Source organism: Celerinatantimonas diazotrophica (assembly GCF_004339545.1).
Taxonomy (GTDB): Bacteria; Pseudomonadota; Gammaproteobacteria; order Enterobacterales; family Celerinatantimonadaceae; genus Celerinatantimonas; species Celerinatantimonas diazotrophica.
On the sequence record NZ_SMGD01000011.1, the window covers coordinates 478,648 to 500,828 of the forward strand.

Here is a 22,181-nt window from a genome sequence, read left to right on the forward strand (position 1 = left end):
CTGCGGGGCTAATCAAAATACTAATAAAAATGAATAAGTGAGCAAACCATGAACTTAACAGAATCGCTAATTACAAACAATTCAATCCGACTGAACGCTCAAGCAACAGATTGGCAGTCAGCCATCCAAATCGGTACCGATGCTCTGGTCAAAGCAGGCGTCGTAGAAGCGCGTTACTACGATGCAATCGTCAACGCAGTCTCAGTTGAAGGCCCCTACATCTGCATCCATGACGCATTCGCCATGCCGCATTGTCGTCCAGAAGATGGCGTGATCAAAACGGGATTCGCTCTAACCGTATTGGAAACCCCTATCCTATTTGATGACATAGATGAGCCCGTAGACGTGCTGATCACGTTAGCGGGGAAAGATTCAGACGAGCATATCGAAGGTACGATGCAGGTCGCGAACTTAATCGAATTTGATGAAGATTTCTCAAAGCTACGCGCATGTAAAACACCACAAGATGTCGTGAACTTGATTGATATGGCACTGGCACAAGCCGCGGTGAATTAAGGAGTCGATATGTCCAAATATCACCTATTGAAACAACGTGTTTTAGAAGCCAATTTACAACTTCCTAAATACGGCTTAGTGACATTTACGTGGGGCAATGTCTCTGAATTTGACCGTGACAATGGCGTAATTGCTATTAAACCATCGGGGGTTGAATACAGTGTCATGACGGCTGACGACATCGTAGTCGTCGATTTAGAAGGCCATGTTATTGAAGGGAAACTGAATCCTTCGAGTGATACGGCTACCCATTTAGAGCTTTATAAATCATTCCCCGAGATCGGCGGCATTGTTCATACACACTCTCGTAGTGCAACGATTTGGGCGCAGGCAGGCATTGATATTCCAGCGTTGGGGACAACGCATGCCGACTACTTTTATGGAGACATTCCATGTACTCGCAAGCTATCAAGCCGCGAAATTGCAGACCAATACGAGAAAAATACCGGCCTTGTGATCATCGAAGAGTTCACTCAGCGCCACATTGACCCAATGGCGGTTCCGAGTGTGATCGTTATAGGACATGCGCCCTTCTCTTGGGGAAAAAATGCCAAAGACGCAGTACACAACGCGGTTGTGTTAGAAGAGGTATCGGCAATGGCATTAGCAACGCGCTCCTTAAATAGCGACATTAAGATTCAACCCGAATTATCAGATAAACACTATCTACGTAAGCATGGTGAACATGCTTACTACGGACAGCAATAAGCCTGCGATCTATCAAGAACTTGCATTAGCTCGAGATGAAACGGCGTTAACAGATGCCCTATCCATCTGAGGGTAAAAAATCGAGGGGCAATGCGCTTAGCTAACTATGAGCAACCTTAGCCAACCGAACGCCCAAGTGATGGCCATTAGTGACCATCAACATGATCGAGCACAGCGGCAATAAGCTGGCTTAGGCATCGCGGTAGTTGCTACGAACTACACCCGCTTAAGCCATATATAAAACAGATAACAACCCAGATGGGCTAGTCCATCTAATACGTGAACAAATTAAAGGATAGAACGATGACCAAACCAATGATCCAGATCGCCCTAGATCAAACCAGCCTAGCGGCAGCAATTGAAGTCGCAAATAACGTAGAAAGCTATGTTGATGTCATTGAAGTGGGGACGATTTTAGCGTTTGCAGAGGGAATGACAGCAGTCTCTACATTACGTAAAAACCACCCTGACCATATCTTAGTCTGTGATATGAAAACAACCGATGGAGGGGCAATCCTGGCTCGCATGGCTTTTGAAGCGGGTGCCGATTGGATTACCGTATCGGCCGCCGCTCACATAGCGACCATTAATGCGTGTAAAAAAGTAGCCGATGAATTTAATAGTGAAATTCAAATCGAAATTTACGGCAACTGGACAATGGAAGATGCGCAGGCTTGGGTTGATCTAGGTATTACACAAGCCATTTACCATCGTTCTCGTGATGCAGAACTAGCCGGTGTAGGTTGGACAGACGCGGACTTAGTGAAAATGCGCGAACTATCTAATCTGGGTATCGAACTTTCCATTACGGGCGGGATTGTGCCTGAAGATTTACATCTATTTGAAGGTATTAAAGCGAAAACATTTATCGCGGGTCGCGCTCTGGCTGGAGATAAAGGCAAGGAAACCGCCGAAGCACTGAAAGAACAAATTAATCGCTACTGGAAGTAGGGGGCACTATGTACCAAAACCTACCGCGCCATCTTGTAGGGCTCTATGAAAAAGCCCTACCGAATGACTTCAGTTGGGAAGAAAGGCTCAAAACGACTAAAGAATTAGGCTTTGATTTTCTAGAAATATCGATTGATGAATCAGATGAAAGGCGTAGTCGCTTAGATTGGATCGATGAAAAAATTTACGGACTTCGCCATTTATGTGAAGCGTACCAAATACCTCTGCAATCGATGTGTTTAAGTGTGCACCGTAAGTTTCCATTTGGTTCTGCAGATCCAAGTGTGCGTGAACAAGCCGTCATTCATATGGAGAAAGCGATCACATTGGCGTATAAACTGGGCATTCGGACCATTCAACTGGCCGGTTATGACGTTTACTACGAACCAGCAGACCAAGCGACGCACCTTCGTTTTATCGAAGGCATGAAGTTGTCAGCTAAATTAGCAGAGCGTGCGGGGGTCATGTTGGCGGTTGAAATCATGGATACCGACTACCTCAATTCACTCAGTAAGTTTGAAGTGTTAAATCGTGAAATTAATTCGCCATACTTCACAGCCTATCCAGATGTAGGCAATATTTCTGGGTGGAATTACGACATTGTGACCGAGCTTAAACTGAGTAAGCCACGCATTACACAGATCCATCTCAAAGATACGCATCGCGTAGCCCCTGGATACAAAGGGCAGTTCCGAGATCTCGTCATCGGCGAAGGAGAAGTTGATTTCAACGCAATATTCAAAACATTGAAAGAAACGGCATGTGTGGTACCGCTGGTGATTGAAATGTGGGCGCAGGATGAACACTGGAAGGAAAACATCTTAAAAGCACAGGCATGCTTGAATAAAGTTTGTCGCCAAGTCGATGTCATACCGCTGTTCAGCACTCCTGCTCTTGATTCAGAACATGCAATCAAACAGCCGCGCCACTCAGTGAGCTTAACAGACTAGCAAGCACCATTTTGACAAAACGTGCGGCATATTGCCCCCAATATGTTGCACGTACTATTTTTATCTCAAGGTGTGGATTAGATAGCAACAGTCATGTGGTCGCGACCAATTTTTGCCATCTCAATGAGAACGTCGGTGTGATAATTCTTCTTCACGGTAACATGAGTGCCAATTTCACTGGCGATTTTTACGATTTCTAATGCGTCGGTCGGGTGCAGTGACGAATCTTTTGTGATTTCAATATTTACGCCAAGTTTTACGAGCGCAATTGCATCGGTTGAATACATGAATGTTCTCTTAACTTTAAATTTTGGAGCACTATATCATTTTCGATTCATCCAACTCTATATGTTCATCGAAAAACTCATCTGTGTATTTTAATGCACTAGCTCAACTCGAACTTCTTTTACACCGATAAATGACATGTTAGAGAAATTACCTATTTCTAAAAAACAGTCTCGAGTGGGCTATATAGCTCAAACGGGTAATGCCATCATAGCCATTTTTAATCATATCGGACGGGCATCAACTCGATAAACATCCCATTCGGTTTCATAAAATCAGCAAGAAACTTGCTGAAAAATATCAGTATTTGCAATGCTTATGACTAACTGTCCATGATAATCATTTTCCAAATCTGGAGTTACTAGCTTTCGCTAGACAGTTTGTTGTTCCAAAAAATATGTTTCTGTAAATTGAGTCGGTGACATACCACCTGTATGCAAATGACGTTTTTAGAGTTGTAAAACTTTTCTATACAGTTAAATATTTTAGTCTTCGCATACTCGAGCATTTAGTGGTAGATGTAACCACCGTTTCTGTTGCTGAACAGGCAATCATAACCTAATACCTATCAGTCATCACACTCACTGTGATGACGACTTACTTTTCGCCTCAAGCAACACAATCTAATTTGATATCGGTTAATCTTTATCAGTTAAAATGATGTTAAATTAAAGAAAACGTCAATGAAAAATAAGTTATTATCGAATCAGGTGACTACGGATGGATGAACCACCAATTAATAATTCAACGCCTAAAGCTGCCATTAATCAACCTTTAACTAAAACGTTTAGTTGGTATTTAAAAACCATCGATTGGGCTTTTAGTCATTTCATTGCATTGATTTTTAAAGGAATTTTTTTCTTAACACTCATAGCTATTAGTTTGGCATCCATTGTTTTAGAGTTTAGATATATTTTCGAATATAATGCCGGACTTGCTGATTTATCATTTGTCGAAATCATATTTTTCGTAGTTTTACTGATATTACTCAAACGATATTGGGTATATTCTAAACAAACCAGTGTTCACTGGTGGGATCTACTAACAGCGCCGTTACTTTGGTATGCCAAATTTAACATATTCACTTTCCTATCTCTCTTTCTTATACTCCTTAAGTTAGAATCAGATACACATCTTTCCAATCTATTGTTCACTCAATGGCAACATTATGAACAAATTGTCTTTTTTATCGGAACATTGATCAGTTTATATATAGCTGTACCCAGCCGGAGTCTTATTATTAAATTGACTCGACAAAATCACCGGACCAATTGAACCAAAAGAAAGCTGATGATACGACTAACAAAAATGAGGGTTAGCATGTTAAGTAAGAAACATTTATTGGTCACCGTTGCTCTAATTTTTTTTCCAATGATATCCGTTGCGAGTCAATTCCCCTTGGTCAATAGTTGCGTTGAATTAGTGAATATCTACAAATCAAGAAATGAACAACACCTACTCGCTGCACAAACCACATCATTGTCACAAAGCCTGAGAGCTGGATATTGTTTAGGAGTTTTAACGCAGTACGCTGAATCTCATAGCTGCTATTCAAACTGGTTTAAGCGCGCTGAATATATCGCTAACTATGCATCAGAAGACTTTCCACCATCTGAAAAAAAACTGTTGGAGTTGTCTTGTGAAAATTAGTGACGATTACATATCGACTCCAGATGCAATAGAAAAACTGTTCAACATTAAGTTATCAGAATACAAACAATTTAAAGACCTCATCTATTCTTTTGTACGTCATCGCAGCCAGAAAAAGCAGAGCTTTCTCGAGGTGAAAAAGGAATCTCAAGCATCGCCAAGTGCGAGTAATAAAAGTGACTTACTTATCCATCGTTCTAGCCTAATAAAACTCTACAACGCGGTTATATTACAAGCCTTTTTCTTAGAAACAAAAAAAGTAAAATTAATATTTTCTAGTACCGAAAAAAGGACACAGGCAGCTGACTTAATAGAATGTATTTTGCGTAACAGGCAGACCATTTTAGCTACCAAATTGCAAAGTAACAAAGTTTCACAATTAATCGATTTATTGCGCTCTGAAAACTCCTTAGAAACAAACGAACTCCCAAACCCCTTTGAAGAATTACCTCAATTATCGTTATCCCAAATGACTAGTCTACTGCAAAGCCTGGTAGCACAAAGTGCGGTGCTATCTCATGATGGCTCTAACATGCTTTTACATTTTTTCAATGATGACCTAGAAGAAGCCTATCAAGCATCATTAAATGTTAATAGCCAATTACCAATCATCAAAAAATATCAGTCATTCATTCAAAACAGATACCGCGAAGCTAAAGAATTTGATGATACATTGGATGGTTTATTAAATTAGGTGTTGCGAGTGCAGTGCACTCACTCATACTGATTCTTAGTTCATCGAGGATGAGTAAGGATGAGTTCGACCAAGCAACTCTTTGATACATCTCGAATTCAAAGTCCGCAATTCAATATCAAGTGGGTTAGAAATATTGAAAAACGGCATAAATCGAAAACATCCTATCTCAGTTTAGGGGCTAGAAGATTTGCAGTTGCCCGACCTTTACAGAGCTTAAGCTGGAAGCTGGAATACTGTTAATTTGGTATACCGCATCTGATGAGCAACATCCTATATGTCATAACATCTAGGAAAAATTTGAGCAAATCCTTAAACAAATTCGTAATGCGATTTACTAACATGGAGTAATCACGTAATGAGAAAAAAAATCACCCCCCAAAATAATTCGGCAAACACGCAAAACCCGAATAAAGGTTCTTCCGGTACTAATCGCCAATATGACCAGAACCAGGGAAATATTGGTAAGCAAAAGAACCCAAATCAGCAAGGGAAAAAATAATAGGTCAAATACAAATGATATATATAAAGACGAACTCATTGTAGGGTCATACATCAACAATCCCAATAATGAAGACGACTTAGATGATGAAGATTAACAGCTAATAATAGAGCGGTCCCTTTGAGGGCCGTTCTTTTTTTAGAAACAATCCTATCTGCAAGACGTTTTATTTATGATTTACGAGCAGAGCCTTAGCAACAGCTTCTCTTCAGCATCATTTCGAACCATGATCACATAGCATCTTAAGCATTCATCCGCTCACTATCATTTCACATGATCACAAAGAAATGGCAATGGCCGCTTGATATTAGAGAGTTTCTCACTTCGAAGTTGAATTTGGGGGTAGATATTTGTTACTGCTGTCCACATTCCCCTCAATGCCAACTACTGCTGAGTTAGCCGAAAAATTGCTATTTCTCCCCAGATATATTCGAGAGTATAATCGCTCAGATAAAGCTATGATGCGATTAAACTAACTGTTTTGTAAAACCCTACCAATAACATATCCCTGAATCTAAAAAGAGAATAAATGAACTCTATTACAAACTTTCCTTCTTGAGTAAATCAATTCCAAAGTTTTAATCTATTTATTTCATAGAATTAGCTAAAAAGAATGAGTTAAATAAAAACCCCTAATACTTTATCATTAATAATGAATCATGTTTGTAAATTACACACAAATATATTGACAAAAACAACAAAACAAAATATCTGTTATTAACATATTTATTATTATATGGGCATAAATTCATGAATATACGTAAAGTTGACATAAGTATTATAAATGACATAGCTATAGTAAAAGAATTATATGATCTACTGGAAAGTAAAGAGGGTACTGAGTTAAAAAAATCTGTTGAGCACTCGATAAATGTCGCTCGAGAAATTGCGCACAAAGAACTGGATTCCCATTTATTTGACTTATTATATTGGCCAACTAGCTTGGATGAGTACTATGCCTATCTTGTCTGGTACGCCCAGTGGAAACCCGTTCAGCCGAACCAAACTGGCACTGGCTGGCAGGAACCAGACAGCGGGGTTATCCCAGAACAGCAAGAAGTATTTGATCGGCTGTGTCATTGGTACTTTCTAATTAATCAAAAAACAAACACAAGTATAGATAACTTACAAAATGACCCGAAATTTTCGAAATGGATGAGGAAATATTCATCAACTTGGGGAGATTATTTAAATACAACGGATTCATTCAATAATGAAATTCTAAAAACTTTCATTGATGACCCCGAATTTAGGGTATCCGAATCATTAGTCGATGGAAAGCCGAACTCCCCTAGCGGGTGGCTCACATGGAATCAATTCTTTGCTCGGGAACTTAACCCTGGAACTCGCCCTATTTCGTGCCAGGGAAACAACCATTATCCTACTTTTCCTGCAGATTGCCATTACCGAGCATGCTATCACATTGATGAAAAAGGTAATATTCCAGAGATAACAGTAAAAGGAACCCACAAATATAATAATATTCAAAAGTTATTGGATGATGAAACAGAAAAATACGCAAAAGAGTTCTTTGGCGGAACATTTGTCCACTATTTTTTAGGCCCTTATTCATATCATCGGTTTCACACACCTGTTTCAGGGCTAGTAGAAGAATGTAGAGCTGTTACAGGAAGAACCTATCTTCAGGTAAATATAGAGGATGGACAATTTAATGCCCCTGATGATTCAGAGAACGGTTATGAATTCAGCCAGTCTCGGGGAATTGTTATTATTGATACAGCAAAATCAGAAGATGGCGATATTGGCTTAGTTGCAACTCTTCCTATCGGGATGGCACATGTTTCGTCTGTTCATATGACACATGAAGTCGGGACGATGGCTAAAAAAGGGGATGAATTTGGTTACTTCCTATTCGGTGGCTCAGATATAATCATGCTCTTTGGACCTAAACAAAAAGCATTCGATAAAATTAGAACCGATAGTACAGTCTATAATCTCGTCGGTGAATTAGTTGTTAAGAGTGAACTTAATTAAATCCGATTTAATAGAGTTTTCGGTTGAGAACTCTATTTATCATTACAACTAATATATAAATTTTTATTTTTCAGCTAAAACATTTTATTCAGATTGCCTATCCTATGTAAAGATAACACACCCCATAGCGAAGCATTTACAGCTCCTAACCAAATCTTTTCATATAAAAGAAAATATAACCACATCTCTTCTTGGTATTGCTCTTAAAAAAGAGGATATAGAAATATGTTCTAAAATGGCACGTTGATGGCACATTTCAGAACTCAGAAAAAATAATAAAAATAAAATAGTTATTTTGAATTCATGGCGGGTCCACCCCCTCTCAGCACTACCAAATACAAGAAAGACGCTTTCGACGTCTTTCTTACCTAAAAAACTCGAACCGATTGGACTTCCCTGACCTTACTAATCATGAGAAACCAATTTATAGCCATTTACTTTAGCCCATTCCTCTGAAGAGCATCTTCCAATGACGCTAACACCCTTTAGAAAAAAATTGATCGAAGTTATAACAAAAAACACCCTGCTTACAATAGAATACGTGATTAAAATTAAGAGTTTAAAGAGAAGGGGCAAGGAAGGGGAATGGATAATCAGGGCTGGATTCATTATTGGCGTAATTCACTTGCAGATGCCGATAGTGCAAAAGGTGGGTTAAAAAAACAAGATCTGGAAAAGTATGAGCGCACATCGACCGATGAATTCAAGGGCGGTAAACTGAAGCCTAGCTCTCCAGTACTAGCCAAACTATTTCAGGATGAACCCGACCATATCACTGCCGTGCAAATTCACCTTCGTCCTGTAACCTATTATCTGAGAAAAGTTCACGCCAAAGATTACAGTGGTAATATGCCTAAAGTACTCTCGCCGATCCTGTGTTCTTTGTGGGTAAATCGCGAAGGATTATTATTCCCACATACAACACCATTCATACCGCGTGATCTACTTGCCCCACAAGGCGAAGATACATTTACTATCGCGAACGTCGAGACTCTAGATAAATTTCTTACTATACATGAAATTCCAGCACTGACAGCTGAAGCCATTCCTGCCGAACTCAAAGAAAAGGAAAAATATCACTCCCATCAATTGAATTGGAGGCACTACTACGAGCTGACTCAAAACCTTTTTACCGACTACTGTGATCAACGTCGCATCGAGAAATTCTATGAAAACATTGAAAAGAGCGGCTTCGTCACTAAAAGCAATGAATGCTCAGGCGCATCAAAATATATTTTAAAGCTGTACGATAATCTGAACAATTCAAACATAGAGTTACCTTTACTAAACTGTTACGCTGCAAAAACAGTCACCAAGTACGAAGAATGTCTTGATATATCTAACACATTGAATCTTCGTTTAGGACACTCAAATCGTCATTTCCCACTCGCAAAAGCACAATGCGATGCTTTAGCTCATACCTTAGCTATGCAAGACGGCGATATTCTTGCTGTAAATGGTCCTCCCGGCACAGGCAAAACCACTTTTGTTCTGTCTGTTGTGGCATCGCTGTGGATTGAGTCAGCACTGAAAGAAAGTCATCCCCCCATTATCATCGCCGCATCGACCAATAACCAAGCAGTCACTAATATTATTGACGCTTTTGGTAAAGACTTTGATGAAGGCAGTGACGAGCTATCAGACCGATGGCTACCTTATATCTTTAGCTATGGTGGTTATCTACCATCCGCCTATGGTGAGTCTAAAGCAGCCAAAAATTATCAAACGAGGCATTTCTATGAACACGTCGAACAGTTGGATTTTCTAGATCAAGCGCAAGCTCATTATTTAGATAACGCAAAGCTTGCATTTCCACAGCAAAACTTTGCTGATATAGAACCTATTAAGGCACATCTTCATGAGCAGTTACAGCAACAGAAAGCCCTGCTAGACGAGATTCAAGCCAATTGGAATCAATACAACCAACAATTGAAAAACATCCATTTGATTATGGGAGACACCCCAGAACAAGCACTAGCAGATCAACAACTGGCAGTTTATAATGCTCAAGCATCGATAGATAATGCCGAAAGACATTTGACGGCCTGGCGAACCTACCTCGCTAATGAGTCCACATGGTTAAGTTTATTTAAGTGGCTCCCACCGATTAAAAATAAGCTCGAACTTCAGCGGAAAAATTTCATTATTAGCCTTCTCAATCACGATGAAGCGCAAATTGAAAATCTGTCATCAGATCAATTCGAAGACTTCTTAAAACAAGCTTATTCAAATAGAAAAGATAATTTTGATGAGCTAAATAACCAATATCAATCCTGGCTAGAACACTACCGACAGTTTGAACAATCACAACAGCGTTGGAAAGCTTCGATCAACAGCTTAACCCAAGGTACTCAAGAACAGACTATGACGAAACTAGCCGACATTGATTCGGTTTTGGATATTACAGTCCGCTTTCGAATGTTCCGTTTAGCTGTCCATTACTGGGAAGCGTGCTGGTTACTCTCTTGTCGGAATTTAGGCCAACAACTAAACGACCACAACAAAACAGGATTAAAATCGGTTCAGCCTCGCTGGAGGCGCAGAATGATGCTCACACCCTGTATTGTTTCAACATTCCATTCGTTACCCTCTCATATGAGTTACCAATCTTACATTGGCAATAATGAATACGAAACTAACTATCTGTTTAATGAAATTGACCTTTTGATCGTAGATGAAGCAGGGCAAGTTGCCCCTGAAGTCGCCGCAGCCTCATTTGCTCTGGCAAAAAAAGCGTTAGTCATTGGCGATATTTACCAAATTCCACCAATTAGGAATATATGCTCAGCGATTGACCGAGGAAACTTAAAAGAACAAAAAATCATCGTCTCAGATGATGAATACCCCGCTATTCAAGGTTCTGGTCGAAGTGTTGTAACGGGCAGTGTGATGCACATAGCCCAAAAAACAAGCCGTTTTCATTATATGCCTAAAGCAGAACCTGGGATGTTTTTACAAGAACATAGGCGCTGCTACGATGAATTAATTTCGTACTGCAATGATCTTTGTTATCAAGGAATTCTAATCCCGAAACGAGGAAAAGCAACGAATGCTCATCTCTACCCTCCGTTTAGTTATCTTCATATCGACGGCATCGCAGAATCATCTGGCGGCAGCCGACAGAACAAGTTGGAAGCAGAAACAATCGCGGCATGGCTTCACACCAACAAAACAAAAATAGAAGATTACTATGGTCAACCTCTATCAAAGTGTGTGGCCATAATTACCCCATTTTCGGCTCAAGTGAACCAAATCCAAAAAGCATGCGCTGAATACAATATCAAAGCAGGCAAAGGTGGTAATCAACTCACGGTGGGTACAGTTCACGCTTTGCAGGGAGCTGAACGAAAAATCATCATTTTTTCCCAAGTGTACACAAGACACAACGATGGTGGATTTATTGATAAGGATCCTTCAATGCTCAATGTTGCAGTCTCTCGAGCCAAAGACGCATTCTTGGTCTTTGGTGATTTAGATATCATTGAGGCCGCTCCATCATCCAGCCCAAGAGGGTTACTCGCGAACTGCCTCTTTTCTGACGAGAAGAATGAACTTGAGTTTAGTGTCGGTCAGCGTCCTGATTTGCTAAAAATATGTGGACATCCCAAGCTACTCACCAATGCAAAAGAACACGATGCATTTTTATCGAAACTGCTCAAGGAAGTAAAACGAAAAATCGATATCGTCTCACCTTGGCTATTTTTGAATAAGCTGCAGTCAACAGGACTGCTAGAGTTGCTAAAAGAGGCTCTTCTCAAAGGTGTACAGATAACCATACATACTGATAGACATTTCAATACTACTACTTCAAACCGCCTAGATACGAACAAGGTGAAAGCTTTTCAACATTGCTGTGCGACCTTGGAAGAACTGGGTATCGTTATCAATATAATTAATGGTGTACATAGTAAGAGCATTTTTGCTGATGATAGATATATGGCTGTGGGGTCTTTTAACTGGTTTAGTGCCAGTAGAACCGGAAAATATGTCAATATCGAAACGTCTCTTATCTATGTAGGTGATTTAGAGAAAGAGATCAAAACCCAGCTCGACTTCTTAAATAGCCGGAACGGCGACACTCATGGAAAGGTTCAGAAGAGGAAGCCAACTGCTGAAAGTGGTACGCTCTTCTCGCCAAAAAACAAGCCGTACGACCATAAGTTATCAGTAGTTGGCCAAGGGGAAAAGATATCAGATTGCGACCCTTTGGGAACTGGGAATTTCTATCTCTGAAATTGCCCAAAACATAAAGTGTCACCGAGCAAAGGTGTATCGTGAACTAAAACGAAACCGAACATGCGGCCAATATTGCCCCAAGAACGCTCACGCGTCTTCTGTTCGCAGACGTCAAGCAGCGAAAAATCGGTTCTCTCTGTTTAAGAAAGTTCCCTCAAAGTCAATAGACGCAGTGACGAGGGCGACCATTGAAATGATGATGCCCTACAAAGATTGCGTACACACCATGACCGCCGATAATGGTAGAGAGTTTGCATGTCATCAGGAAATCGTAAAAGCACTGAACGCGGAATTGTATTTTGCCTATCCGTATAGTTCTTGGGAGCGAGGTGCAAACGAAAATGCAGTTTGCTCAATCGAGGCTCAACAATCGTCCTAAAAAGTGTTTAGCGTTCAGGCAGCCTGCTGTTATTTTTAAAGAAATGGCCGTGGTCGCTTAAAAATTGGCATATTGTCACCGGATGCGGTTTTTCCGGCCGCATCGGTGGTAAACAATAGCTACCATTGGCAGGTTTTATGGCTTTGTGGCAAACGGTTCTCTTTGGTGTTATCCATCGAAGTGGAATTGGCGACAATTTGTAGCCACCGAGGCAAGACGCATAGTTTCAGCTCATCAATAAACTGCTCTGATAATAGATAAGCGCCATTGAAAAGTTTTGAAAACACAAAGGACTGCCAAATGCCCTCCCAGAAAAGCTCAAAAATAAACACCTTTAAAACCTTATAAATTTTTTTACTCCATCATCATTTAGTGCTAAGTCACGTTTCAAAATGAGTCAAATGATGATCATAGGCAAAGTTTCCAAGACCATTACCATAAATGGAGCAATCAAGGAATTTATAACTGGCTGAGGATAATTTTGAAGAAGTTCACCTTTTTTAGACGGCTTTTCTTTATACAAAGTTTTCTGGCCTTCATTATTTCATCAATATTTGTGGTGGTCGTCTACCACAATATACACGCGTTGCTGGTTGAAGAAACCAGGGATTCAGCAGTTGAACAAGCCACTATTTTTGCTTCAAGCGATCATCTCAAACAGGCACTTAAAGACCATAACGTGGCAGTGATTGCAAACCTGGTGGAAAACATCAGAATGCCGTTAGGTACGGATTATGTCGTCGTCGCTGACAGTACGGGTAAGCGAATTTACAACACGGCGGGAGTTGGCATGGGCGTCACGATGCCTGCCTATCAAATCGTGAATGTACTCAAGGGAAAACCCGCCAGCTTTGTTGACTATAGTGATGAAGGGATCACCAATATTAAGTCGCGTGTTCCGGTCATGGATCATAACAAGGTGATTGGTATTGTTGCTGTAGGGATGTCCTATAAATTTGCGGTAAACCGGATCAGCAAATACATCATTATTGTGGTGGGTATCTCCGTATTCCTGTTCGCTCTACTTGTGACTTTCAGCCATTTTTTTGTGAGCTACCTCAACCGAAAAATGTTGCAAAAAAGTCCAACTCAAATTGAGGTCGCGTTTAATCTGTATGAATCCATGGTTAATTCCATTCTTGAAGGTGTGGTTGCTATCAACCCTTCTAACAACATTCTAGCAATGAACTATGCTGCCGAAAAATACCTTCATCTCGTTGATCTTCACGAAACGATGGTTAATCAACATATTTCTAAATATCTTTATCCAGCTGATTTTTTCCTGCAGCACAGTGAAGAGAATGTGGTTGATCAAACGCTTTGTTGTAATGGCGAACGTCTTGTCGCCAACCGGACACCATTTTATAGCAATCAAGGCAAATATCTGGGAACTGTCATTACGCTCAGACCAAAAACAGAGAAGGAAGAGCTAGAACAAGCGGTCAATGCGGCGATAGAAGATAAGAAAAACCTGAGGGCGCTCAGCCATGAGTTTTCTAATCAGTTAGCGGTTATTTCTGGTTTGTTGGCCGTGAATAAATATGACGAAGTAAAAGCATATATTCATAATGAACACATTATCAAAAAAAATGAGGTTGTACAGATCGCCCATTCTTTCAATGTTTCTATTTTGATTGGTCTGTTAATGAGTAAGATGAGTCGGGCCAGAGAATTGGGCATCGCGCTTGAAATCAGTCCATTATCAAACGTTCAAGCAGAACGACTATCGCTGAATGATAAAGAGCTGACATGCATCATCGGCAATTTTATAGATAATGCATTCGAGTCAATCATCCGTTCTCCTGGAGCAGAAAAGATCGTATCTATATTTGCCAATAACTTGGGAGATGAGTTGATAGTTGAAGTTTCTGACAGCGGTATGGGAATTAGTGAGGATAAAATCGAGTTGATATTCGAACGAGGCTATTCAAGTAAGAATGATGAAGAACACGGGATAGGCTTAAGTTTAGTCAAAGAAATCGTCGATAAAAATCACGGGCATATCATTGTCGAAGAATCGGAGTATGGCGGGGCAATGTTTACATTATTTATTCCCCAGTATAAACAGGCATGTGAAAATGAATCGAATTAAGGTACTAATTGTTGAGGATGTAAAAGAGATGTCAGGATTACTGTCTGAACACATCTCTAAACTATATTTCTTTGAAGTCATCGGTATCGCTTCAACGATCGCTGATGCGCAAGTGATGCTGCATCATTTTAAGCCAAATCTCATGCTGTTAGATAACTTTCTTCCCGATGGGACGGGTTTAGACCTATTACGGAATCTAAGGAAAAAGAACGAACAGGTTGATGTGCTCTTTGTCACGGCAGCGAACAATATCGAGACCGCTTTATGTGCAATGCGATACGGCGCATTCGATTACATGATCAAACCGTTTGCGATGGAACAGATCAATGACTCTTTAGAACGTTACTATAACTTCCATAAACATATCGCCTTAAGAAATGACGACAATGTAAACCAATCATTCATCAATAAGTTATATAACACACATATTTGTACAGATTCTCTGGGCCAGCACCCCAAAGGAATCGATGATATCACGCTTCAACGCGTTATATCTGTTTTTGATGATGGACAGGTGTATACCTCAGATGCTATCTGCAATAAAGCCGGTATCAGTAAAACAACGGCCAGAAGATATTTAGAATATGCGGTTGTCCGTGGCTTTTTATCTGCAAATGTTGTTCTTGGTAAAGTCGGTAGACCACAGAGGTGTTATCAAAAAGTTGTTAGATAAAAATATTTATTCACATGCATTGCTATATTATAAAGTCATCTTTGATAGATGACTTTTGTGATCTGATGCATCAGATTTTTAATTAAAACCTTTAATACCTTAATTACCTTTTAAAAAGTAAAAATAAAGCTTTTTTTCTCATTTCAGCTGCTCTCCATTCTTTATTATAAAAAAATAATAACATTAGTCGAAAGGATAAAAGATGAGCACAAATAATCTGGAAGGTATTGTCGAGCTTCATGTCCACTCTGCACCGGATATTCGGGAAAGAGCATATTCAGATCTGGAATTATCCGATGCTGCACGAAGCGTTGGGGCAAAAGCTGTTGTCATAAAATCTCATCATGGGACAACTATGAATCGAGCTTTTCTGGTCAATGAATATAACCGGAAAGTATACAACGAAAAAAAATTTACCATGTATGGTGGGATTGTTCTCAATTATGCTGTCGGAGGATTAAATCCGGTCGCTGTTGAAACTGCATTAAAACTGGGGGCAAAAATTGTCTGGTTGCCAACCATTCATGCCGATAATCAACTGGAAAAGCTAGGTAAATCAGGCGGTATTGTCTGTGTTAAAAATAATGAACCGGTTGAAAAACTCAAAGAAATTCTTGCATTAGTCAAAAAATATGATGTGACTTTAGCAACTGGACATTTATCGGCAGATGATATATTTGTTGTGGCCCGACACGCGAAAAATATGGGAATTAATAAAATTGTAATCAACCATCCAGAATTCTGGGTTGTTGGGTTATCGACACAGCAACAGGCAGCATTAGTCCGGGAATATGATGTCTATCTTGAGCGCTGTTATGCACAACCCATGGGCGGTGGTAAATATAAGAGTAACCTTGAGGATAATTATAATCTGGTGAATGAACTCGGCCCGGATAACATAATTATTAATACTGATGGTGGGCAGGTTGAAAATCCTCACTGGGAAGTTGCTTTTCAGCAAAGCATTGACTACCTAGCGGATAAGGGAATATCACCAGAAGATATTTATAAAATGACAAGAACAAATCCAGCTAAAGCTCTGGGCATTAACTAATAATTGGTGTTACTCATTATGACAAGTTTTATAATTATAATGGCTATTGCGGCATCGATTGCGCTGGGTTACAAAACTAAGATCAATACAGGCTTCTTTGCCATGGGGTTTGCCTATTTTATTGGTTGCTTTGTTCTGGATATGTCCGCTTCGGCAGTTATTAAAACATGGCCAATTAAAATATTTTTCATTATATTTTCTGTGTCGATTTTCTATAATTTTGCGATAAACAATGGCACGTTAGATAAATTGGCACAACACCTGTTATATCGAACCAGAAAGGTTCCGCAATTGCTTCCACTGGCAATTTTTATATCCGCGACCATCATTGCCGGACTTGGCGCCGGATATTACTCAGTATTGGCATTCTTTGGCCCTATCACTCTGATCCTCTGTGAGAAAACCAAGCTCAATAAACTAACTGGAATAATGGCCGTTAACTTTGGTTGTCTGGCGGGTTCCAATTTTATGACAAGTGCCAGTGGGATTATTTTCAGTGGATTAATTGAATCGGCCGGATATGCTCAAGATGCCTTTGCCTATACCTTCACTATTTTTTCAATTTCGGTTGTGATCCCTTTGATCGTGTTAACGACCCTTACGATTACCGGGCGTCATCAGATCGATACATCTAGTTTTTCATCGGTATTACCAGAACCTTTTACTAAGCAACAAGCATACATGCTTAAGTTAATTGTTCTGATGGTCGCTACCGTGCTTTTCTTCCCGATCATGCACAAAATTTTCCCGGGTAATGAGACTATTACCTTTATGAATTCCAAAATTAATATCGCTCTAATTGCCATTGTCTTCTCGATCATAGCGCTCTTAATGCGACTCGGTGATCAAAAAGATATCATTGCCAATGTGCCATGGCCGACGATGATTATGATTTGTGGGGTTGGCATGCTCATTTCTATTGCGATTAAGGCGGGTACTATAGAACTACTGGCTAACTGGATTAGTGGAAATATACCGAACCTGTTTGTGCCAGTCGTGCTTTGTCTGGTTGGTGGTTGTATGTCGCTGTTTGCCAGTACGTTAGGGGTCGTTGCACCAGCACTATTCCCGATTATTCCTGCAATTGCACTGTCTACACAACTTAATCCTGCGATTCTGTTTACTACAATTATTATCGGTGCACAAGCGACCTGTCTTTCACCTTTCTCCTCAGGAGGGAGTCTTATCCTGAGTGCCGAAAGGGAAGAACACAAAGATGTATTGTTTAATCAGCTACTGTTTAAAGGTGCCCCTTCAATTCTGTTTATATCTACACTGTTCTGCATGGCGATCAGCGCTATGCTCTGATTCACCTAATCGATGAGATGAAATTGCCCTGATGGTTTGACCGTCAGGGCGCGTCGGTTCAAAGTGTAAATATGAGTACTAGTCGCTAAAATCAAATTCAACATAAGTACTAAAAACCATCGTGTTTTAATTAGGTACACCACGATCACCAGCAATATGCATAGTCATGCCGGAGCTTGATAACTTCCATTCAATCGATTTGATCCGCCATTGAGGCTCGTCTTCTCGGTCGCCAAACCCACTGAGCTGGACATATCCTTCAGCGACCATTGCCATAAAGTCACTCTGGCCATCCATCGTAATTGCTAACGAATCACTGCTACCTTGAGCCGTTTTAATGCGAGCTTGGGCAGCGGCTTGTGCTTCGGCTTGATTGGGGTAGGTGTATAAAATTCGATACACCGGCTCGCCACTGCCAATGCTAACTTGTTCCGTGTTGCCAGTTGCTACATCATGATACGTCGCAATCACGCGCTTCACATTCCGGCGACTGCTGAATCGGCACTGCCATGTTTTAACATGCCCTGACGATAGCTTAAAAACTGGCATCTTACTGCCGGATGCAGTTTTTCCGGCCGCATCGGTGGTAAATAATAGATAACCATTGGCGGGTTTAACGACCGCACCATACTGCTGGGCGATACGGGTCAGCAATGCCATATCGCTTTCATTAACCTGATCAATATGAGCAATGGTTCGAGTAGCCATATCGGGGCTCACTTTAGGGGTCAGGTCATTCTCCTTGGCAATAGTGGCCACTAAGCTACTCAAAGTCACTTCATCCCAACTGCGAGTTTTATGGCTTTGCAGCAAACCGCTCTGTTTGGTGTTATCCATCGGCGCGGCATTAGCAACAATTTGCAACCGTCTTGGCGGGCCGCTTAATGTCAGCTCATCAACAATAAATCGCCCTTTATCGACGAGTGAACCATTAAACCCTAGCGAGAAATTCAACACCGCCCCTTTAGGAGGCGTGACCGCACTGACAGGAAGAACTATATCAATAGTAAGCTGGTCTGATTTTTTCCCCGCGTTATCGCGCAAACTAATACTGAGCAAATTGTCCCAGATCGCCTGAGTGATATCTTTGCCATCGGCATGCAATGAGAACTGCGGCTGATAGTTCAATCCCATAACGCAGTCCCCTGCGCTACTGGCTCAGCCAAATCAGGCAAAATAATGTCAATCCCTGCGGGAAGTATAACGTTATATTCAACTAATCCCGGATTCACATCATAAACGTCCATTATCGCCGAGGAACGGCCATAATAATCGTGACAGATTCGGTCTAGTACATCCCCGTCACGGGTTCTGTAAATCGTCGCCATAATAGATAAGCTCCATTGAAAAGTCTTGAAAACGCGGGGATCCACCACGAACAAAGCGGCGGTTAGTTTCCTGTATTTTCTGAATTGCCCAATATCCTAATTTGTCACCGTCACCGCTGATCATCAGCAAAGGCTGGCCCTTGTTGGCCAAACTCACCAGCTTTTGGATCTGCTGGGTTCCGACCGAGCGATACGTTGTGGCGACAGTACCATTCAGGGAAATACTCGGGGCTTGCTGCCCCGTATATTGCAAAATATCCCGTTTTCCCACGCGAGAATTGGCCTTCCAATGCCAACCATAGTTTCGTGACAGGCTGTTATAAGTAGCGGTATCCACTGAGAAGTGAAAACGACCTAGAGAGAGCATCGGTTGCGACATCGTTAAGCCTCCGGAAAATCATAAAGTGCGGCGCCATCAGCCTCAGCAAAACGGCTATAAACAGCATCACCAACCTGTGCTGGCGATTGCCCGGGCGCAGCAACCACCGTAATGCCACCGACATTAACCTGACGAACATGCGAAGTCTGCGAGCCTTGATAGACGTGTTGCAATGCGGCCTTGGTCCGTTGAGCCCCTTGTGACATCCCAGTGCTATTGGGTGGGTTGACCGCTGCAGTTGCCGCCGCAGCGCCAACCAGAGTCCCCGCCATGACGGCAGCATTCACTCGAGCGACGCGGCGCATCGTCTTACCTATTTTGCTAGGTTCAGCTTTGGGGGTTTTGGGAGGTTCTGGCTTTTGTTGCGCTGAATCTTTGCTTTTCCAGAACGCCAGTTTACCCACCCATGATTTTATCTTGCCGAGTTTACCTTTTACCCAGCCAAATCCTTTTTTGAAGATCCCTGTAATCTTGTTCCAGAGTTTTTCAAAATACAGTGTCAGGGGTTGGAAGCTAGCTTTCACTTCTGCCAGCGGGGCCCAACTCAGCAAAGATTTTACCGCGCCCCAACCGGCTTTAAAGAGCGCTGTCACATTGGCCCACAGACCACTGAAATAATCACTGAGCGCTCCCCAGTTGTTCAGCACTAAACCCAGCGGCGTCCAACCAAAGAGGGTTTTAACGCCTGCCCAGAAGTGAGTAAACACGGAGGAAATATTGGTCCACAACTCATTAAAATAACCAGTGATTGCCCCCCAAGTCGATTGAATGGTTGCGATCGGTGACCAACTAAATAAGGATTTTACCGCGCCCCAACCGGCTTTAAAGAGCGCTGTCACATTGGCCCACAGACCACTGAAATAATCACTGAGCGATTCCCAGTTGTTCAGCACTAATCCCAGCGGCGTCCAACCAAAGAGGGTTTTAATGCCTGCCCAGAAATGAGTAAACTCTGAGGAAATATTGGTCCACAAGCCACTGAAATAACCAGTGATTACTCCCCAGGCCGATTGAATGGTTGCGATCGGTGACCAACTTAACACCGCCTTAATCACGCCAAAGGTCTTGGGAAAAGCGCTCTTGAACCAGTCCAATGCACCATGAAACCAACCGACCACCGTATCCCAGTGGCGATACAGCTCAACACCAGCGAAAACAAGCCCGCCAACCACAGCGGTCACGACACCGATCGGATTCGCTTGCATCACCAAATTAAAGGCCGCCATCACACCTTGCGCTTCTCTGATACTTGTCATCGCGCCTTGTAAGACCGTTCTAAAGCTAAATAGCCCGGCGACGAGTCTGCCAGTGAGCAGCGATGCCATCGCAAGCCCTACCGTCTGCCAACCGCCCATAAACTGGACAACACGATTAATGCCCTGCCCCAACGTGAGTAGCGCCGACACAGTGAGCTGCGCCCCTTGAGCCAAACTTTTGAAAAAACTGACCAGCTGTGTTTTATTGTTTTTGACAAAGTTAACCAACAAACCATTCAGTTGATTTAAGCTCCCAGACATTGCGCCCCCCACGATCCCAGAAATCTCCTGCCAGCCACTACTGACCACGGTACGCAAATTTTTAAATGCATGGTTATAACGAGTTGCGCCGGATGCCCCTTGATGGGTTAACAAGTTGAATTTGGACTGTGTCTGCAGCAAGTTATCCAGCCCTTTGTGAGTGCTGCGAATATAGCCGATGACTTGATCGCCGCCACTGCCCAGTAACATCTTGGCAAGGTCCCCCGCCTGTTGCTGGCTTTTGACCTTTTGCAGGCGTTTCATGACCACTTCAAACTGCTGAGCGGCATGCATACCCGCCATCATTTTGGGGGATATATCCAGTTTCCCAAATGCAGCAGCCATTGGGCTCTTAGTCCCTTGAGCTTGAAACTCGGCGTATTTATGGCTGAGTTTGGTCATCATAGTGCTGATGTTCGCACCAAACACTCCGGCCTGTTTGGCTACACCATTCCAGGCCTGGAACTGTGACACATTCATTCCCTGAGCATGCGCCAATTTTGCTATCGCGGCTGTTTGTTGGTTGGTGTGGGTTATCAGCCCACCGAGCGCCGTCGCGGTATTCCAAATGGAGCCTATCGCCGTACTACCTAATTGGGTTGCACGTTTAAAGCCAGCACCGATCTCCTGACCTTGCCCTGAGGATTGAGCACGCTTGGTCGCTTGCTCAATCTGTTGACCAAGAGTTTGATACTGGCGCGCTAGCAAAGAAACATCCGCCCCCGCTAACTTGCTTTGTTTGATGTGTGTCGAGAGCTTTTTCTGCTCTTGGGTGAGCTCTTTCACGCTCTTATTGGCCGTTCCCATCGACTGAGTAATGGTACTGCCTAACTGGGTAAATGAGCTGCCCACCGTCGCCCCGAGGGACGCGACGGTTGTTAAATTTTGGGTCAGCATGAACGCTCCTCTTGGGGAATAATTTCAAGGAAGGTGATAAATTGTTCGGTTGATAATTCCAGCAGCG

Annotated in this window: 20 protein-coding genes and 1 pseudogene; 15 read left to right on the top strand and 6 right to left on the bottom strand. The window is 41.9% G+C overall.

Annotation, left to right across the window (positions count from 1 at the left end):
• Positions 1-48 precede the first annotated feature (48 nt).
• From EV690_RS05265 to EV690_RS05280, 4 genes are all read left to right on the top strand, one after another.
• Entirely contained in the window at positions 49-516 is a 468-nt protein-coding gene (locus EV690_RS05265; protein WP_131911860.1) for a PTS sugar transporter subunit IIA, read from the top strand.
• A 9-nt stretch (positions 517-525) separates the two neighbouring features.
• Positions 526-1,224: an L-ribulose-5-phosphate 4-epimerase gene (locus EV690_RS05270; protein ID WP_131911861.1), complete on the top strand. Its 699-nt coding sequence runs from the start codon at positions 526-528 to the stop codon at positions 1,222-1,224.
• 303 nt (positions 1,225-1,527) lie between these two features.
• Entirely contained in the window at positions 1,528-2,175 is a 648-nt protein-coding gene (locus EV690_RS05275; RefSeq protein ID WP_131911862.1) for a 3-keto-L-gulonate-6-phosphate decarboxylase UlaD, read from the top strand.
• Positions 2,176-2,183: 8 nt separating this feature from the next.
• A complete protein-coding gene (locus EV690_RS05280) occupies positions 2,184-3,125 on the top strand; it encodes an L-ribulose-5-phosphate 3-epimerase (protein ID WP_131911863.1) in 942 nt (313 codons plus the stop codon).
• Positions 3,126-3,202: 77 nt separating this feature from the next.
• On the opposite strand, the gene EV690_RS05285 is transcribed toward EV690_RS05280, so the two are convergent.
• Complete coding sequence (locus EV690_RS05285) at positions 3,203-3,412, bottom strand: hypothetical protein (protein ID WP_131911864.1); 210 nt, start codon at positions 3,410-3,412, stop codon at positions 3,203-3,205.
• Between the two features lie 718 nt (positions 3,413-4,130).
• Between EV690_RS05285 and EV690_RS05290 the strand changes: the two genes are divergently transcribed.
• The 7 genes and pseudogenes from EV690_RS05290 (at position 4,131) to EV690_RS05315 (ending at position 12,927) form a co-directional block, all read left to right on the top strand.
• Complete coding sequence (locus EV690_RS05290) at positions 4,131-4,685, top strand: hypothetical protein (protein WP_131911865.1); 555 nt, start codon at positions 4,131-4,133, stop codon at positions 4,683-4,685.
• Between the two features lie 45 nt (positions 4,686-4,730).
• Complete coding sequence (locus tag EV690_RS05295; protein WP_131911866.1) at positions 4,731-5,060, top strand: hypothetical protein; 330 nt, start codon at positions 4,731-4,733, stop codon at positions 5,058-5,060.
• Positions 5,050-5,754, top strand: a complete 705-nt coding sequence (locus EV690_RS05300; RefSeq protein WP_224054900.1) for a hypothetical protein — start codon at positions 5,050-5,052, stop codon at positions 5,752-5,754. The genes EV690_RS05295 and EV690_RS05300 overlap by 11 nt, the downstream gene beginning before the upstream one ends.
• A 358-nt stretch (positions 5,755-6,112) precedes the next feature.
• The gene (locus tag EV690_RS18190; RefSeq protein WP_165872662.1) at positions 6,113-6,256 is read left to right on the top strand and encodes a hypothetical protein; all 144 of its coding nucleotides are present in this window, start codon (positions 6,113-6,115) and stop codon (positions 6,254-6,256) included.
• Between the two features lie 750 nt (positions 6,257-7,006).
• The gene (locus tag EV690_RS05305) at positions 7,007-8,251 is read left to right on the top strand and encodes a phosphatidylserine decarboxylase (protein WP_131911868.1); all 1,245 of its coding nucleotides are present in this window, start codon (positions 7,007-7,009) and stop codon (positions 8,249-8,251) included.
• Between the two features lie 585 nt (positions 8,252-8,836).
• The gene (locus EV690_RS05310; RefSeq protein ID WP_224054901.1) at positions 8,837-12,484 is read left to right on the top strand and encodes an AAA domain-containing protein; all 3,648 of its coding nucleotides are present in this window, start codon (positions 8,837-8,839) and stop codon (positions 12,482-12,484) included.
• Positions 12,423-12,927: pseudogene (locus EV690_RS05315) on the top strand (IS30 family transposase). Before EV690_RS05310 ends, EV690_RS05315 begins: the two are co-directional and overlap by 62 nt.
• Positions 12,928-12,985: 58 nt before the next feature.
• Here the strand turns inward: EV690_RS05315 and EV690_RS18195 are convergent.
• On the bottom strand, positions 12,986-13,153 hold the full coding sequence (locus EV690_RS18195; protein WP_165872663.1) for a hypothetical protein: 168 nt from the start codon (positions 13,151-13,153) through the stop codon (positions 12,986-12,988).
• Between the two features lie 194 nt (positions 13,154-13,347).
• On the opposite strand from EV690_RS18195, the gene EV690_RS05320 reads away from it, so the two are divergent.
• The 4 genes from EV690_RS05320 to EV690_RS05335 all read left to right on the top strand — a co-directional run bounded on the left by EV690_RS05320 (position 13,348) and on the right by EV690_RS05335 (position 17,993).
• The gene (locus EV690_RS05320; protein WP_131911869.1) at positions 13,348-14,958 is read left to right on the top strand and encodes an ATP-binding protein; all 1,611 of its coding nucleotides are present in this window, start codon (positions 13,348-13,350) and stop codon (positions 14,956-14,958) included.
• Positions 14,945-15,631 (top strand): response regulator, encoded by a 687-nt coding sequence (locus EV690_RS05325; protein ID WP_165872664.1) that lies wholly within the window; start codon positions 14,945-14,947, stop codon positions 15,629-15,631. The genes EV690_RS05320 and EV690_RS05325 overlap by 14 nt, the downstream gene beginning before the upstream one ends.
• Before the next feature lie 202 nt (positions 15,632-15,833).
• Positions 15,834-16,685 carry a DUF6282 family protein gene (locus EV690_RS05330; protein WP_131911871.1) on the top strand — a complete coding sequence of 284 codons (852 nt, stop codon included), beginning with the start codon at positions 15,834-15,836 and terminating at the stop codon, positions 16,683-16,685.
• An 18-nt stretch (positions 16,686-16,703) separates the two neighbouring features.
• Positions 16,704-17,993 (top strand): SLC13 family permease, encoded by a 1,290-nt coding sequence (locus tag EV690_RS05335; RefSeq protein ID WP_131911872.1) that lies wholly within the window; start codon positions 16,704-16,706, stop codon positions 17,991-17,993.
• A gap of 126 nt (positions 17,994-18,119) precedes the next feature.
• Here EV690_RS05335 and EV690_RS05340 read toward each other — a convergent pair whose 3' ends face one another.
• The 4 genes from EV690_RS05340 to EV690_RS05355 are packed head-to-tail and all read right to left on the bottom strand — an operon-like array spanning position 18,120 to position 22,114.
• Positions 18,120-19,127 carry a contractile injection system protein, VgrG/Pvc8 family gene (locus tag EV690_RS05340; RefSeq protein ID WP_131911873.1) on the bottom strand — a complete coding sequence of 336 codons (1,008 nt, stop codon included), beginning with the start codon at positions 19,125-19,127 and terminating at the stop codon, positions 18,120-18,122.
• The gene (locus EV690_RS05345; protein ID WP_131911874.1) at positions 19,118-19,321 is read right to left on the bottom strand and encodes a tail protein X; all 204 of its coding nucleotides are present in this window, start codon (positions 19,319-19,321) and stop codon (positions 19,118-19,120) included. The genes EV690_RS05340 and EV690_RS05345 overlap by 10 nt, the downstream gene beginning before the upstream one ends.
• Positions 19,296-19,700 (bottom strand): phage tail protein, encoded by a 405-nt coding sequence (locus tag EV690_RS05350; protein WP_131911875.1) that lies wholly within the window; start codon positions 19,698-19,700, stop codon positions 19,296-19,298. The genes EV690_RS05345 and EV690_RS05350 overlap by 26 nt, the downstream gene beginning before the upstream one ends.
• 2 nt (positions 19,701-19,702) lie before the next feature.
• Complete coding sequence (locus EV690_RS05355) at positions 19,703-22,114, bottom strand: phage tail tape measure protein (RefSeq protein ID WP_131911876.1); 2,412 nt, start codon at positions 22,112-22,114, stop codon at positions 19,703-19,705.
• Between the last annotated feature and the right edge of the window lie 67 nt (positions 22,115-22,181).